This window comes from Varibaculum cambriense, from assembly GCF_022133705.1.
GTDB classification, from domain to species: domain Bacteria; phylum Actinomycetota; class Actinomycetes; order Actinomycetales; family Actinomycetaceae; genus Varibaculum; species Varibaculum cambriense_A.
Genome location: NZ_JAKNHJ010000001.1, coordinates 37073 through 52832, shown reverse-complemented (window position 1 = coordinate 52832; position 15760 = coordinate 37073). Strand labels below are relative to the sequence as shown.

At 54.9% G+C, this 15760-nt stretch carries 14 protein-coding genes; 6 read left to right on the top strand and 8 right to left on the bottom strand.

All coding sequences use genetic code 11. The features are described 5' to 3' along the window. Positions 1-84: 84 nt before the first annotated feature. On the bottom strand, positions 85-2064 hold the full coding sequence (locus L0M99_RS00235; RefSeq protein WP_238127363.1) for an acyltransferase family protein: 1980 nt from the start codon (positions 2062-2064) through the stop codon (positions 85-87). A 289-nt stretch (positions 2065-2353) separates the two neighbouring features. Here L0M99_RS00235 and L0M99_RS00230 point away from each other — a divergent pair, with 289 nt between their 5' ends. Then, positions 2354-3754: a Fic family protein gene (locus tag L0M99_RS00230; protein WP_238127362.1), complete on the top strand. Its 1401-nt coding sequence runs from the start codon at positions 2354-2356 to the stop codon at positions 3752-3754. A gap of 7 nt (positions 3755-3761) precedes the next feature. Here L0M99_RS00230 and L0M99_RS00225 read toward each other — a convergent pair whose 3' ends face one another. Together L0M99_RS00225 and L0M99_RS00220 are read right to left on the bottom strand one after the other, a co-directional pair. Then, entirely contained in the window at positions 3762-4124 is a 363-nt protein-coding gene (locus tag L0M99_RS00225; RefSeq protein WP_238127361.1) for a type II toxin-antitoxin system VapC family toxin, read from the bottom strand. Further along, a complete protein-coding gene (locus L0M99_RS00220) occupies positions 4124-4366 on the bottom strand; it encodes an AbrB/MazE/SpoVT family DNA-binding domain-containing protein (RefSeq protein WP_238127360.1) in 243 nt (80 codons plus the stop codon). The genes L0M99_RS00225 and L0M99_RS00220 overlap by 1 nt, the downstream gene beginning before the upstream one ends. Before the next feature lie 130 nt (positions 4367-4496). Here L0M99_RS00220 and L0M99_RS00215 point away from each other — a divergent pair, with 130 nt between their 5' ends. The 3 genes from L0M99_RS00215 (at position 4497) to L0M99_RS00200 (ending at position 5508) form a co-directional block, all read left to right on the top strand. Next, a complete protein-coding gene (locus tag L0M99_RS00215; RefSeq protein WP_024058504.1) occupies positions 4497-4796 on the top strand; it encodes a type II toxin-antitoxin system RelB/DinJ family antitoxin in 300 nt (99 codons plus the stop codon). After that, positions 4793-5098 carry a type II toxin-antitoxin system YafQ family toxin gene (locus tag L0M99_RS00210; protein WP_238127359.1) on the top strand — a complete coding sequence of 102 codons (306 nt, stop codon included), beginning with the start codon at positions 4793-4795 and terminating at the stop codon, positions 5096-5098. The genes L0M99_RS00215 and L0M99_RS00210 overlap by 4 nt, the downstream gene beginning before the upstream one ends. A gap of 242 nt (positions 5099-5340) precedes the next feature. Continuing rightward, complete coding sequence (locus L0M99_RS00200) at positions 5341-5508, top strand: hypothetical protein (RefSeq protein ID WP_238127358.1); 168 nt, start codon at positions 5341-5343, stop codon at positions 5506-5508. Positions 5509-5617: 109 nt separating this feature from the next. Here L0M99_RS00200 and L0M99_RS00195 read toward each other — a convergent pair whose 3' ends face one another. Next, the gene (locus L0M99_RS00195) at positions 5618-10195 is read right to left on the bottom strand and encodes an acyl-CoA dehydratase activase-related protein (RefSeq protein ID WP_238127357.1); all 4578 of its coding nucleotides are present in this window, start codon (positions 10193-10195) and stop codon (positions 5618-5620) included. Between the two features lie 82 nt (positions 10196-10277). On the opposite strand from L0M99_RS00195, the gene L0M99_RS00190 reads away from it, so the two are divergent. Together L0M99_RS00190 and L0M99_RS00185 are read left to right on the top strand one after the other, a co-directional pair. Next, positions 10278-11186 carry a TetR/AcrR family transcriptional regulator gene (locus tag L0M99_RS00190; protein ID WP_238127356.1) on the top strand — a complete coding sequence of 303 codons (909 nt, stop codon included), beginning with the start codon at positions 10278-10280 and terminating at the stop codon, positions 11184-11186. A 123-nt stretch (positions 11187-11309) separates the two neighbouring features. After that, on the top strand, positions 11310-12896 hold the full coding sequence (locus L0M99_RS00185; protein ID WP_238127464.1) for an aspartate:alanine exchanger family transporter: 1587 nt from the start codon (positions 11310-11312) through the stop codon (positions 12894-12896). A 20-nt stretch (positions 12897-12916) separates the two neighbouring features. Here L0M99_RS00185 and L0M99_RS00180 read toward each other — a convergent pair whose 3' ends face one another. From L0M99_RS00180 to rbfA, 4 genes are read right to left on the bottom strand one after another with little or no spacing between them, the layout of a single operon-like run. After that, the gene (locus L0M99_RS00180; RefSeq protein WP_238127355.1) at positions 12917-13906 is read right to left on the bottom strand and encodes a bifunctional riboflavin kinase/FAD synthetase; all 990 of its coding nucleotides are present in this window, start codon (positions 13904-13906) and stop codon (positions 12917-12919) included. 3 nt (positions 13907-13909) lie between these two features. After that, positions 13910-14062, bottom strand: a complete 153-nt coding sequence (locus L0M99_RS00175) for a hypothetical protein (RefSeq protein WP_022864983.1) — start codon at positions 14060-14062, stop codon at positions 13910-13912. A gap of 9 nt (positions 14063-14071) precedes the next feature. Then, complete coding sequence (gene truB / locus L0M99_RS00170) at positions 14072-15118, bottom strand: tRNA pseudouridine(55) synthase TruB (RefSeq protein WP_238127354.1); 1047 nt, start codon at positions 15116-15118, stop codon at positions 14072-14074. A gap of 9 nt (positions 15119-15127) precedes the next feature. Next, the gene (gene rbfA, locus L0M99_RS00165; RefSeq protein WP_238127353.1) at positions 15128-15703 is read right to left on the bottom strand and encodes a 30S ribosome-binding factor RbfA; all 576 of its coding nucleotides are present in this window, start codon (positions 15701-15703) and stop codon (positions 15128-15130) included. Positions 15704-15760 lie beyond the last annotated feature (57 nt).

Below are 15760 nucleotides of genomic sequence, written 5' to 3'. Positions count from 1 at the left end.
AACACACCCAGATTCCCTTGCTCGAAGACTTGCTAGTCGAACTACTCGAGAATTTCGAGTAGTTTCCTAGCTGCGCCTAACTCCCTACTGCCCACACAGGGCTTGCTTGTAGAGGTTGGCTATCACGGCGGCTCCCGCATTGGTGGGGTGGGTGCCATCATCTACCAGGTATTCTCGATGTCCTTCGCTGGCCGCCCACCAGTCGATAATCCCTACATTCGGATTATTGTTTGCCAGGCGGTTCAATATTTCGTTATTGATGTCTTGCAAAGGATTAGGATCGCGGATAGTTACCAGGAACATTGGCCGGCCTTGGGCGGTGTCGATCAGATTTTGCACCAGCCGGTCGCCGTATAACACCCCATTACTGCCTAAGGCATACACCAAGACCCGGGGTCGAATCCCCTGATTCTGGTATCTAGCAAGTACCTCCGGGCCGCGCTGGATTTGGCGACTAGTTTTTCCGTCGACTACCGCGTTTGGCAACACTTTCTTAATCGCCGGGGTAGCCTCGTCAGTTACCGAATCCCCAATAATAAGGACGTCGGCGTTGCAGGTACCGGTGGTGGGATCGATCTGCCACCCGGTGGTGTCCAAGTTATTGGGAACCTTCTTGGCCACCGGTTTTATCCCTTTGGGCTCTTCTTCCGGCTTTTCTTGCGCCTTGTCTTTCTCGTCCTCGTCTTTAACTGTATGCTTCTCTACCTGCGGGGAGGGAGCGGCAGTAGCGGCAAGTTCGGGACGCAATTGCACCGCCCGGTTTTTAGCTATCTGTTCCCAATTAGCGGGGTAAAACGCCAGTACTGCTGTCACTACCAGCGACAGCACCGAAAGCACTGCAAACACCGTGAGCTGGAGTTTGCGCAGCCAGCTCTGCGCCTTTAGTTTCGCGACTTTCTTCTCCCCCGGTTTTTTCCAAAGGGCACTTAGCAAAGTGGCGGGCGCTTCTGCCAGGTGATAGAAAACTTCTGCCGCAACTGCCACTAGCAGTAGCTGCAAAAGTTGCTGCCACCAGGAGGGCGTAACTGTGCGGGTAGCCGGATTCAGCATCAGCAGGATTGGGAAATGCACCAGGTAGAGGGCGAAGGAGCGCGAACCCAGGTAGTTAAAAACCGGGTTACTTAGCAGTTTTGAAATGACCGCGTCCTCTAAAACAGTCACCCTGATTATTAGCGCACTGAGGATTGCCGCCAGCAGGAACCCGCCGAGGTACATCGCCGGCATCTCCCCGCTGCCCCAGAAGGCGAAAACTAGTAACGAAACGAGGCAACCGACTGCCAGCACCTGCAGTGGCATTCCTCCCCTGCCCGTAGTTTTAGCAGCGAACCCGGAACTCGGCGAGGAAACCTGGGGAATGATAAATGCCAAGAACGCACCCATCAGTAGCTCTGCGGCACGAGTATCCAGCCCGTAGTAGGCGTGGGTTACGTCCTCTCCCGCCATCCAAAAGATCGCCATTGCCGCCGCAGATGCCAAAATCAAGACCGCGGTAATCGCTGGGGCTGCCCGCCTCACTTTCAGCAATAGGTAAACAATCAGTGGCCAGACCACATAGAACTGCGCCAGCACCCCCAGGAACCACAGGTGGGTGAGCGGGGAAGGCAGCCCTGCCGCCGCGAAAAAGGGGACGTTGCGGAAAATATAAAACCAGTTACTGACAAACAAGGTCGCTGGTAGACAGTCACTTTGCACTTTCAGCAGCAGGCTGGGCGCGAATAGATAGGTAAGCGTCGCACTAAGCGCAATAGTGATATCTATCGGGAAAAACAGCCGCCAAAAACGCCGCAACAAATAGCGCCAGTAAGAAAAAGTTCCCTTATCGAGGGCGCCGGCAACGGAGCGAGTAATCAAGAACCCGGAGAGCACGAAGAATACGGTCACCCCGATAAACCCACCAGGTAACACGCTGGGGCGCAGGTGGTAGAGAACTACTGCGACTATTGCTAACGCGCGCATCCCGTCCAATGCTTTGATCCGTGAGCTCGGGCCTCGCTCAGTAACAGTTTTTCCTGGCGCCTGCGGTGTTTCGGACAAAGATTGCGGGGAACATTCATCTTTTGTCATGGCTAAAGTCTAGCGCGAGCTCACAGAGGCTTTACCGAAGGTTCCGAAATCGGTTGGCATCCTCGGTTACCCCTAGTTCGGTTACCCCCAAATCCGCCCTCGCGGTGAAAAGCTACGGCTTACGCTTACAACCGCCCCCAAGTTTTGTAAGGATAGCATTTATCCTTTCACCCGCCCCTCACTTTTGCAAGGATAAGTCTTATCCTTGCAATTACCTCGTTTTAAGTGCGAAAATAGAGTAAGACTTACCCCGATACCGCCGATACCGGAGATATCGGAAACAACGGCAATGACGGCAGCGCCGCTGCAATGGTGGCGGAAGACTAAATCCCGGGGAGGCGAACACATGGGGCATTACGAAAAACGGCATTGGGAAGCGAATTCGTCTGCGTTTTCTCGGGAAGGCCGGCGCAGCGGCGATTACCGCTCCTACGTCCCTGACCTGCTGGCGGAAAATATTGTGATTACCGAAGAAAACTCGGCTGCCGCTGCCCTTTTGGAGCGGAAAATCCTGGCGTTTTCCCCACTAATCTCACAACTAGGGATGGAGTCTTTGGCACGACTAATCCTGCGCGGTGAAGCTATCGCCTCCAGCAATATCGAGGGATTACAGGTTGCTCCGCGCGAACTGGCTCGTGCCGAGCTGAAAGAAAAAAGCGGCACCGATCCGCGCAGCACCGCCGGGGACGTCATCCGCAATATCCAGATATTAGAGGACGCAACCAGCAAATTAGCTAACGCCGAGACGGTTTCACTTGCGGACATTGTGGATTTGCAGGAGAAGCTAATCCACGAGGAAACTTGGCAAGGGATCCGCAGCGGCCAAAACTGGCTAGGGGGCAGCTCCTACCATCCCCTAGCTGCCAGCTATATCCCGCCCTCGCCCGAACACCTCGATGTCTTATTAAATGACCTGGTCAAGTATTTAAATGGGGCGGAGCACGGCCCGCTGCTACAGGCGGCGCTGGTGCACGCGCAGTTCGAATCCATCCATCCCTTCCCCGATGGCAACGGCCGTATCGGGCGGGCGCTGATCCATATTGTTTTAACTCGCCGCGGCCTCACCCAGGGGGCTACCCTGCCGCTATCTTTGGCGCTCGCTACCAGAACTGACCTTTATGAGGACGCGCTTTCCTCCTACCGCCACCTCGCCTCCCCCCGCAGCGACCAGGCAATATCAGCGGTGAATCGGTGGATCAAAGTATTCTTGGATGCTTGCCAGATTGCGCTCACCATTTCCGAAAGTCTTAAGAACCAAGTTGAACAGTTGCAAGCCGATTGGAAGGCGCGCCTGGATGCCTGGTACCTCCGTGAGCACCACCGGGCCCTGCGCATTGATGCGGCCGCTAACCGTTTGCGGGAGCAACTGCCCAACCTGCCGATGTTCACTATCGCTTCTGCCGCTCAAGCCTTAAAGGTTTCTCGCCCCGCTATCGAGAACGCTGCTAAAGATTTAGTTGCGGCGGGAATAGTGGCGCCGCTTAGTATCGGGCGTGGGCAACGCGGCTGGTGGCAACCAGATTTGTTTGACCTGATCAGCGGCAGCGAACGCCGCCTTGCCTCTACCCAGTGGGATACCCTGGCCTCTGCCCCGCGCCGCGCGGTACCTAACGCTTTGACAGCTCGCGCCCTGACTCATGCGCAAAGAGTTATCGCAGGTAAAGATCCCGAAGATGGGGCAGCTAGCTGAGGGGCAGCTAGCGGATTTGCTCGATCCCTGCGCCCTCACCCCAGGCTTTGTCGGCGGTCAAGACGGTGGCATTTAAACGTTTTCCGAGGGCGAGGCAGAGCCGATCACCTAAGGAGAGGTTCGTCCCGGGGTACCATAGTTTCGCTGCCGCGACTGCGTCAGATTCGCTTACGCTTTCCACTTTCAAACCATAGGAAAACAACAAATTAGTAGCCAGGGAATTATCAACCCCACGAGCGAGTAGTTTTTGGGTAACCTCAGACCAGTTAGCCGCGCCGACCACGCCTTGCCCCAGAGCCTGCTCTACCCGCTGCCAGCCGGGTTCCTCTTGCAAGAAAGCCAAGAGAGCGGAAGCATCTAAAACAAACATTAGAGAGATTCTTTCTGAGCGGCGTTGCGACGCTCCGTCAGCAGTTCCTCCACCAGGCTGCCTGCCCCAATTTGTTTCTTTATTAGCTGCTTAGCTTGCTTTTGGGTCATGGTGATAACCCCGTTTGGGGTATCTAACATCAATAGCTGGGTGCCCTGTTCCCACTTTTGGCTGTGGCGTAGCGCCGAAGGGATCACTAAACGCCCGCGATCTCCCACAGCAGCGGCATACGTGGTACTCATGCTATGACTGTACCACCTAAGCCATCTGAGGGGAATCACGAACTCAAGTACGCCTAGGTATTAACTAACCGCAGCATTCGGAGTACAATATAAGTACAAGGTACTTCTATCGGACTATAGGATGATTGGCATGAATACTTCCACAGCCACCAGAATTAACTTCCGAACAGACCTAAAAACCAAGCGGTCTGCCGAGAAGCTTTTCGATGACCTTGGGCTTGATATGACAACCGCACTCAATATGTTCTTAAAGCAAGCGGTGCGAGAGCAGGCGTTACCGATCCGTCCCGCCCTCACCTACACTCCCAATGCACAGACAGCTCACGCCCTGGCACACACGCAAAGAGTTATCGAAGGTAAAGATCCGGAAGATGGAGCAGTTTTTGAGGACGCAAACCAGGCGGCAGATTTTCTGGACTCCCTAGCATGAAAATCATTTTTGACCGCCAGTTCCAAACTGACTTTAAGCAGATAGTTCGCCATCAGCCCCACATCAAAGACGAAATACGCGAGCTAATCTACACTGTTGAGGAAATCGGGGAGATACCGCCTACCTACAATCCTCATCAGCTAACCAACCCAAGGGGAACTTACACCGGCTATTGGGGTTTACATTTACAGGAAGGCGTGTTCGACGTGGTAGTGGTCTATCACCAGCTACGAAAAAACCAGACCATCAGGTTCATTCGCATAGGTTCTCATAGGCAGCTGTTCCAGGGAAAGGAACTATAGCGCTGATTCTGATTTGAAACATCCAGAAACTCACTCGTATCTTTACCTTACTCCCTTAAAATCTTTACTTTTTGCTGTTTTCTTGCCGTGAGAAGTAAAGATTTTCGGGTCTTAGGCATACGCGCCTGCGGAAGTTTCAATAATAAATTTACAGAGCGCGCCTGGAATTCCACCCTTTTCAGGATGGAAATGGGCGCGTAGGACGGTTGATTGCCTTTAAGGAATGCCTAAAACACAATCTAGTGCCTTTTATTATTGAAGATTGTAAAAAGTACTATTACTACCGCGGCTTAAAAGAATACGAAGCGCAACCAGGATTCCTACTTGATACCTGCTTAGACGGGCAAGATACTTTCCGCGCCCTCCTGGAACTTTTTGAAGTCGAGACTTCCCCTACCTCCCAGGAATAAAATGCGCGCAGAAAAAGCTGGACACTCCCCTGCGCGCTGCTGACATAAGGGTTAATATCGGTATTACCGGGGTCACAACGGGGTGTCCTCGGCTAGTAATTCACCAGTCTTAGCGTGCGGCGCTCACCGGGGTAATCGGCAGGGAACGCCTACCGGCAGGGCTGACTTGAACCTCAGAATTCCACTGCACTCCGCTTCCACACGAGGACGCGCATCCGCAGCCGCCTCCGCTCGCACCCTCGGGCAGATCCTCAAAATCATCAGCAACTTCCTCGCCGCGCAGAGCGGTCGCAATCATCAACTTGATCCGGTTCAGCTGATTAACTTCCGAAGCACCCGGATCATAATCGACCGCCACCACATTGGCCTGCGGATAACGGTTACGCAACGCCCGGAACATACCCTTGCCAATCACATGGTTCGGCAGGCAGCCAAAAGGCTGGGCGCAAATAATGTTGGGGCAGCCATGCTCAATCATGTCCACCATTTCTGCGGTCAAATACCAGCCTTCACCAGCCTGATTACCCATGCCTGCAATATCGACAGAACGCGCCGCCATGTCTTTGATTCTCCGGTGCATCTCGAACTTGCCGTTAGTCTTTTCAAAAGCCCGGCGAATCGCGTCCTCGTAGCGCTCTAAGGCCCACAGCCCCGCATCCATCGCTAACTTCTGTTTACGGGAATGCCCCATTTCATTCCGCTCAAAGTTTCCGCTGGCCAAAGAATAATGGAAGAACTGAATCAAGGTAGGCAGCTCCGCTTCGCAGCCTTCTTCCTCAATCACCCTCACCGCGTGATTATTTGCGTCCGGGTGGAACTTCACCAGGATTTCTCCCACCAAACCAACCCGGGGACGGCGCGGTTCATCGTTCAACGCCAATGCGTCAAACTCTTTGACACATTCCTTAATCAAGCGGGAATAGCTGAGACGCCCGCCCCAAGTCGCCGAGTATTTTCCAGCCGCAAACCATTCCTGGATAATCTGATCCCAGCGCCGATAAAGCTCCATAGCGGAGCCTTTCACCAGCTCGTAGGGGCGAATGCGCAAAAGCATGGTCTGCAGCATGTCACCTAAACAGATAGCTTGCAAAATCCGGTGGATTTCCGCCCAAGACAGCTGGAATCCCGGATTTTCCTCGATCCCTTGTACCGAGGCCGCAATCACCGGCACCTGCGGATACCCGGCATCCCGCAACCCTTTACGCAGCAAGGATGCATAGTTAGTTGCCCGGCACATTCCTCCGGTCTGCGAAATCGCGACCGCAGTTTTATCTGGGTGAGCGCGCCCGGAAGTAAACTCCTCTATCAGCTGCCCGATCACCACAATCGCGGGATAACAAGAATCGTTGTTTACGAACTTGAGGCCAGTTTCCATTGATTCGCGGGAAGTATGTTCCAGCAAACGTACATTCAAACCGGCACGCCGCACCACCGGCTGCGCCAGACGGAACTGGATCGGCGCCATTTGGGGAACCAGAATCTCCCAACCATCTTTGCGCATCTGCTCGGTGAACTGCGAGCGCACCTGCAAGTGACCGGCTTTCGCCAGGCGGGCTTCTTCCTCCGCAGCTTCGGCTGCCGGATCTATGCGAGTAGGAACTGCCGCTTCCTCTGACTCTCTGGGCGCCGCATCGGGGTCACCGATTCGATCGGCACTGGGATAGGTAAGCACCGTGGAGCTTTCCCGCTCCCTGGTGGCCGCATCTAGGGAGCGCAGACGAATCCGGGCGGCTCCCAGGTTCGAGACCTCGTCAATCTTGAGGACAGTGTGGACGTCGCCGCGTCCTTCCAAAATCTCTTGTACCTGGTCAGCGGTGATTGCATCTACTCCGCAACCAAAAGAGTTTAGCTGCACCAGTTCCAGATCGGGTTCGTCGCCCACCCGGGCGGCGGCCTCGTAGAGGCGCGAGTGGTAAGCCCACTGGTCACGCACCCGCAAGGGTCGCTCCAGGCGGCCATCGAGCACCGAATCTTCGGTAAATACCGCCATTCCTAATCCGATAATCAACTCCGGAATCCCGTGGTTAACCTCCGGATCCAGGTGATAGGGACGTCCGGCCAGCACAATCCCGCGCACCCCGTTTTCGCGAATCCACGCTAAAGCTTCGCGGCCTTTCTCCCGAATCTCTGCCTTGACGGCGGCATCTTCTTCCCAGGCCGCATCCAGGGCGGCTTTCGCTTCCGCTTCCGTCACGTTCCAATCAGCGAATACTTCCGCGATTCGCTTGGGAAGGAACTCTCGATTCCCCAGGTTCAAGAAGGGGCTGATCAGGCGGACGTCGCTATCTTGCACCGACTCCATATTGTTGCGAATAACCTCGGGATAGGTACCCACCACCGGGCAGTTGTAACAGTTATCGGTCCCTTCCACCAGCTGTTGTTCATAAATCACCGAGGGATAAAAAATAGTTTTTATCCCTTTCTTAATTAGGGACTCGATATGCCCATGCACCAGTTTCGCGGGGTAACAAATATTTTCGGAGGGAATCGACTCCATCCCCGTCTCGAACAGGTCATGATTGGAGCGTCCCGACACCATCACCCTAAAGCCCAGCTTGGTGAGCATGGTGAACCACAGCGGATAGTTTTCGTACATATTCAGTACCCGGGGAATCCCGATATCCCCGCGGAATGCTTTCTTTTCGGTCAGGCGGCGATACCCGAAAATCCGCTTATATTTCCAATCAAACAGGTTCGGCAGCGCGGACTTCTTCGGAACTTTTTCTAAAGAGGCACCGCGTTCACAGCGGTTCCCCGACACGTGCCGCTCCCCATTAGAGAAAGTAGAAATAGTCATCTGGCAGTGGTTTTGACACAGCCTACAGGTCTTGCGGGTAGTCTCTACCTGGAATTTCTCCAAATCCTCTAGGGTGGCCAAAGTGGATTCACCCTGGCCGTCATCACCTTGTTTCGCAATCAATGCCGCCCCATAGGCGCCCATCAAACCGGCAATATTAGGGCGCACCACTTCCCGCTTAGTGAGCAGCTCGAAAGCCCGCAGGACTGCATCGTTAAGGAAAGTTCCCCCCTGAACAACTACCTTTTCCCCCAGTTCTTCCGGGGTTTTGAGTTTAATAACTTTATAGAGGGCGTTACGCACCACCGAATAAGACAGCCCAGCCGCAATATCTTTCGGGCTCGCGCCCTCTTTTTGTGCCTGCTTGACCGAAGAGTTCATAAACACGGTGCAGCGCGTCCCCAAATCCACCGGCGCTTTGGCAGCTACCGCGTCCGCAGCAAAGCTTTGCACACTGGTTCCCATAGTGGCCGCAAAGGTCTGCAAGAAAGATCCACAACCAGACGAACAAGCCTCGTTCACCGAGATAGAATCCACGGCTCCAGCGCGAATCTTCAGATATTTCATATCTTGCCCGCCGATATCAATCACCGAAGACACCCCGGGCAGCAGGTCTTCAGCGGCGCGGAAATGCGCCATAGTTTCTACTTCCCCTTGCTCTAAGTTGAGGGCGGTTTTCACCAGCCCCTCCCCGTAGCCGGTAGAGCAGGCGCGCCCAATATAGGCGCCCTCGGGAAGTTCAGTGCGGATACGCCGCACAATCTCGACTGCCGCGGAAACCGGGTCACCCTCGTTAGAAGCATAGTGAGTGAACACGATCCGTTTATCCTGGTCAATCACGACTGCTTTAATCGTGGTAGATCCGGAATCTACCCCCAGGAAGCAGCGTCCCCGCGCCTGGGATAATGGTAGTTGCGGGATTACTTCCTTGTCGTGGCGGTCACGGAATTCCGCGAGTTCTTCTTCATTCGCAAATAGCGGGCGCATCCGCTTGGAATCAGTGTCAATTTTCCCGGTGGTCAGGTCGCTTATTAACTGCTCTAGACTTCGCGAATCCCCTTTATCAGCGCTTAAGGCTGCCCCTAAGGCCACGTAAAGTTCGGCATGTTCGGGGGTGAAGAAACTATCGGCTTTGGGGAGCAGCTCCTCATAAGCTTTGCGCAGATTAGGGAGGAAGTGCAGCGGCCCGCCCAGGAACATGACGTTTCCGCGAATCGGGCGTCCACAGGCCAGTCCCGCAATGGTTTGGGTGGCGACCGCGGTAAAGATCGAGGCCGCGAGATCTTCATGCGCCGCACCCTCGTTAAGCAGGGGCTGCAGGTCGGTTTTCGCGAACACCCCGCAACGCGAGGCAATCGGGTAAAGCTGATTGGCGCGCGCGGCCAGTTTGTCTAGACCGGAGGCGTCGGTGTGTAGCAAGGTGGCCATCTGGTCGATAAAAGCCCCGGTGCCTCCCGCACAGGTACCGTTCATGCGCTGCTCCGGAGTGGGATGCAGATAGGTAATCTTGGCGTCTTCCCCACCCAGTTCGATAATCACATCGGTTTGCGGGTGAGTATCGCCCACCGCTTTGGTACCGGCAATAACTTCTTGCACGAAAGGTACTTTCATGGCTCCGGCAACCGATAGCCCCCCGGAACCGGTAACCGCGGCTTTTACGCTGATTCCCGGGTGAGCGGCGTTAATATCGCGCAGCAAGCCGGCCAGTTCCCCGCGCACATCCGCGTGGTGGCGGCGATAGTCGGAAAAGATTACTTGCCGCCCCGCAAGTAGCACCGCTTTTACCGTGGTGGAACCGATATCGATGCCCAGTTTGAGCGTATGAGAGTCCTTACTTGAGGACAGGTCATCTCCGCCCGCGAGTTCAAAGGGGGCAGTTGTCTTACTCATAGCATCTCCCGGAGTCGTTATCACCACCTCAAGGTAAGCTGAAAACGCTAAATTCACTAGGTGTTGAAATTAGAATAAAACTATGAATGCGAAACCCAGAGAAAACCGCGACGACCAGCAAGAACGCACGAGCAGGCAAAAAAGAGTCCGCCGAGATAGTTCCGGGGACGATGAATTAGCTACCGATGATTACGAAAAGGAAATGTTAGCTAATTCGCGCACTCGGGATTTAGAGCCGGGAGCTAAGAAGGCGAAAGCCTCATCTCCTGCCCAAAAAACAGCCAAGAGTTCCCCTGGACGCGAGAGGGGGCCGCGGGGAGCGCGCGGGAAAATGCGCGAACAGATTAAGCGGGTTGCCGAATCCCAGTTCATTGCCCGCGGCTACGACGGCACCACGATGCGTTCGATTGCTAAGGGAGCGGGTTGTGACCCGGCGATGGTTAGCTATTACTTCGGCTCTAAGCAGCGGCTCTTTCGAGATTGTTTTGATTTACCCCTAGATCCCTTGCAGCAAATCCTGCAGCTATGGGAACCCGGACTTGAGGGAATAGCCGATCGTCTACTTGATTTTGCTTTTACCCTCTACGAAGAGCGCCTGACGAAAGATCGAATGAAAGCCCTAATGCGCGCCCTAATTACCGATTCCGAAACCACCCAACGTTTTCGCGCCTATATGAGTGAAAATCTGTTAAAAGGGGGCGCGGAAGTCTTGAATACTTTGCAAATAGCTTCCGGACAAGAGGTGAACGAGGAATTGGAAACCAATTTTCAAGCGCTTATCGAAATTCTAATGTCCATGATTTACGGGGTGGCAACGATGCGCTATATCGTCCAGTTAGAGCCGGTAGCCTCCATGGAGCGCAGCGAATTACAAAACCGGCTGGCTCCAATACTGCAAACCCAAATCGAGAACCTGGCGCACGAAGTCCTCCCCTCGTTAGTAGCGGCTCTGGATCAAAGCGAAAACGCAAGCTCAACCGGCGAGAAATAGCCCGCAGGCTGGCGGCAGTTACTCTTTGCCTCCCGCCAAGCTAAAGGATCATATTGGCCAGAGCCAGCTAGCTGACATGGCAAAATGCATTTTGCAGATTAACCTGGCTATCCTAAAGAGGTGATGGAAATACTCGCTTCTTCTCCCCTATTGACCCTATTTTTAGTGATCGCCCTCGGCACCCTTTTCGGTTCGATCCCGTTCGGACCGTTAAAGTTTGGAGCAGCCGGAGCCTTATTCGTAGGTCTTGCCGCTGGCGCCCTCGACCCAGCGCTTGGGGAGAATCTTTCCCTGGTATCTGCCATCGGCCTGGCACTATTTGTCTACACTATCGGCCTGGCTGCAGGCGCTTCGTTCTTCCGCGACCTGCGCAAACAAGCACCCCTTTTGATTGGGGCAGTTGCTTTGCTTGCCCTTTATGCCTTGATTGTGGCCTTCGGAGGCAAAGCCTTGGGACTGAATTCCCCGCTACTGGGAGGCATGTTTGCCGGTTCGCTAACCACCACCCCCGCTTTAGCTGCCGCGACCGATGCGGCGGGAGGAAGCGCCCAGCCGGCAGTAGGATACGCGATCGCCTACCCGGTGGGGGTAATCGTCACCATGGTGGTAGTAACGGCACTCATGCGGGTAAAACTTCCAGCGAAAAACGATCCCGATCCCGCTTCCGCTGCGGGGCTAGCTACCCAAACTATTCGAGTAGAAAACCCCAGGCGCATCCAGGAAATCCCGGGGATTGCCGAGGTCGTGGGGTCTTCGGAAGGCGGGCTGCGGATTTCCTATCTGCTACGGGACGGCAAAATGCGGGTGGCTCACCCCGATGGGGAACTAAAAGAAGGTGACTTAGCGTTCCTGGTGGGAATTCCGGATGCGGTTAAAACTGCCGGGCAGGCGCTAGGAAAACCGATAGAAGAAGATATCTCCAATGACCGCACGGCGGTGAACTTTAGCCGCTTCACGGTATCAAATACCCGCCTAGTAGGCACCCCAGTCGCTAATCTGTTTTTGCCGGCTCGTTTCCAATCATTACTTACCCGGGTGCGCCGCGGCGATACCGATATACTTGCTACCGCCGGAACCCGCCTGCAGCTGGGAGATCGGGTACTGGTGGTTTATCCGGTAGAACGCGAAGCAGATATCGCTAAAACTTTTGGGGATTCGGAACACAAAATCTCGGCTATCGATTATCTGCCATTTGGGCTGGGGATCGCCGCCGGGGTGGCGCTAGGGTTAATCTCGATTCCTCTGGGCTCTTTGGGCTCACTCGCGTTAGGCGCCGCTGCCGGACCGCTGGTGGTGGGATTAATACTTGGGCGTATTGACCGGTTGGGGCCGTTGGTATTCTCTCTCGCGCCCTCGGCAAATAATATGTTGCGGCAAATGGGGCTGGTGCTATTCCTGGCGGCAGTAGGTTTATCTTCTGGGCAAGCCTTCGCGGCCAAAGCTTTTTCCCTTACCGGAATAAAAATCGGGTTACTGGCGGCTGCCGGGATGGTGCCAGTGCTAGTGGCATTCTGGTTGCTCGGAAAATTCTTGGGGCTATCGACTGCCCGAATGGCGGGTGCGATTGCCGGTTTCGTGGGGCAGCCGGCAATCCTCAGTCACGTACAGACCACCATCCCCGATGAGCGTTGCGAATCCGGATATTCCGCCACCTTCGCCCTCGGAATCATCGCAAAAATCGTATTGGTACAGATCGTGATGGTGTTGTAAACAGTTGCCGACCAGCAGACTTAGAGCGCAGTTACTTCTTTGGGATCAACCCTGCCTGCTGGAGGAACCCCCAAAATTTCACTGCAAGCCCGCAGATCTTCATCCATTTGTGCCTGCAGCTTTTCTACGCTCTCTAGCTTGAGCATGTCTCGCAGATGAGCAATAAAATCTATCGCGACCGGCTCGTCATAAAGATCAAGGTCAGCTCGCCCCAGCACATGCGCTTCTACCGTAACCTTGTCCCCAGAAAACTGCGGATTAGTGCCTACCGAAATAGCGGCCGGCAGATGCTCCACCGCGTTAGTTCCCGGTACTGAACGGATTAACCGACCCGCGTATACTCCATCGGCGGGAATCGCTAACCCCTGGGTGTTCCCCAGATTGGCGGTAGGAAACCCCAGCTGACGGCCGCGGCGGAAACCCCGTTCCACGATTCCGCGCAGCCGGTAGCTACGCCCTAAAATCTGGGCTGCCCCTTCCACATCACCTTCAGCTAGACATGCACGCACCCGGGTAGAGGAATAACGGCGCAAGGCCTGGTCGGTAATATCGGCAACTTCAATAACTTGAAAATCCTGGGTTCGGCCAGCCTCACGCAAAGTCTCGATATTGCCTTGGTTACCTCTACCGAATTGCATATCTTCGCCGACCACGAGCTCTTTAACCTGCAGCCCCTGCACAAAATAGTGGTCAATGAACCACTGGGGACTTTGATTAGCTAAATCCCAGGTGTAGGGCACCACCCAGGTGGCATCCAGTCCTAGTGCTGCCATCGCGTCGAGGCGATCAGGAAGTGGCTGAATCAAAAGCGTGGGGTTGTCCGGATGATGCAGGTGGGAGGGATGGGGATCAAAAGTAATCGCCACCGCTTTTATTCCCGCGCGCCGTGCCCGCTCTACTACGGTTTTCAAAATCCGGGTGTGTCCCTTATGTACCCCATCGAAAATCCCGATGGCAGCCACGGTGCGCTGGCCTGGTTCCAGCCTCGGGGAGTCGGTCCAGATTTCCACGATCTACTTTTCGCTTTGCCGCACGCTCAGTTCTGGCCGCCCATTCGCCGGCACGCCCAGTTCCCCGGTGCGTTTTTCTTCCGCAGTCTTGCGACCTTTGCCTTTACCGCCGCAACCGCAACCGCATCCGCAAGTACCTTTGTTTTCTTCGCTCATGATCCTCCTTTAGTTACTTTGTAAACTTAGTACAGAACGCCACTTGCCCTCCACTGGCGACGCCAATAGCGATATCTGTTGCCCGGGCAAATACAAACCATAGATTTTTTCGGCCGCATTTGAATCCTCTTTTTCCAGTTCGCGGGAAACTTCAGCGGAGATTTGCGGGCGCTGGCCATAACCTAAAGCGGTGATAACTTCGGGGGTTACCTGGCAGCTGGGGAACAGATGCTGGCAGATCTGATCCAGGCTCACTACCGGCAGTTCCCCGCCTGCCGTTACCAACCCAGATAACTCAGCCAGGCTATAGGCGTTAAAAGGCGCATCGGATCTGGCAGCGCCGCTAACGCTAAAGGAGCCGACCTGAAGGCGGCGCAGCGCCACCAGATGCGCCCCTACCCCCAATTGGTTTCCCAGATCCCTTCCGAGGGCGCGAACATAGGTACCTGCCGAACAGGTAACTTCCAAGTCCTGGTAAACCACCGGTGTACCTGCCAGTTCACCCGCTTTCGGCTCGCCCAGGCTAAGTAGTTCATAGATAGTAATCGGGCGGGGCTCCATCCGGACTTCTTCCCCGGCGCGGACTCGATCCGCTGCCCGTTTACCGCGGATCTTCAGAGCAGAAAAAGCGCTCGGCACCTGCATTACCTGTCCGCGCCAAGAGGAAAGCGCGCTTTCCAGCCTGTCCAGATCCGCTAGCGTAGCTCCGCGGGTCTCAGTAATGGTGCCTTCGGCGTCCTCGCTATCGGTTTCTACCCCGAAGCACACCCGGGTAACATAAGTTTTCTTTTGCCCTTGCAGGTATTGCAAGAGTTTGGTTCCCCGCCCAATACCGGCAACTAATACTCCCGAGGCCGCCGGATCTAGGGTTCCGGCATGTCCCACCTTGCGAGTTCCCGCCAAGCGGCGCAGGCGCGCCACTACATCATGACTGGTAACCCCCAGGGGTTTATCAACCGCAATTACCCCAGCAGGGGCAGTATTATCGGCACGAGGAACTTGCAGATCTGCGCCCGCGGGAGCAAAATCTGGAGCCTGATTAAGCGCGTCTAGCACCTGGGTTACTTAACTTTCTAAGTCGGAATCTTCTGGGAAATCTTTAGTCCCGTTATCCGGATATTCCGCAGCCTCAGCGGTTGTCTCTCCCGCAGCTGCGTCCTCATCGCCAAGCGTAAACTCGGTGAAAGTAGGCACGAGTGATTCTGGTTCGTAAACCTTCTTCTGCCGCGGCTTGCGATAAGGGTCAGCTTCCCCGGCATAGGAGGCCGCCTGCGAAGTTCCCCGCAGCTGTTGGTCAGACTGCAGGGCACTAGCCAATTTCTCCTCGAAACTGGCGGCCTGTTCGGGCAGAGCATCTAGCGCGAACTCGATAGTGGGGGTAAGACGAATTCCCAGCGCCTTACCTACCTCCGAACGGATCAAGCCTTTCGCGCTATTTAACGCACGCGCGGTATTCTTACGGTCGTCCTCGTCTCCGAAAACCGTATAAAAAACGGTGGCATGTTGCAGATCCCCGGTGACTTTACAATCCGTGATGGTAATGAAACCGATGCGTGGATCTTTGATGCGCCGTTCTAAAAGCCGCGCCACCGTATTTTGAATCCGCTCTTCTACTTTGCGTCTGCGAGCCTGATCAGCCATGAAAACTCCTTTACCTAATGCGGTTTTCCGGACACCCAATCAGGGCGTCCGGAAAAC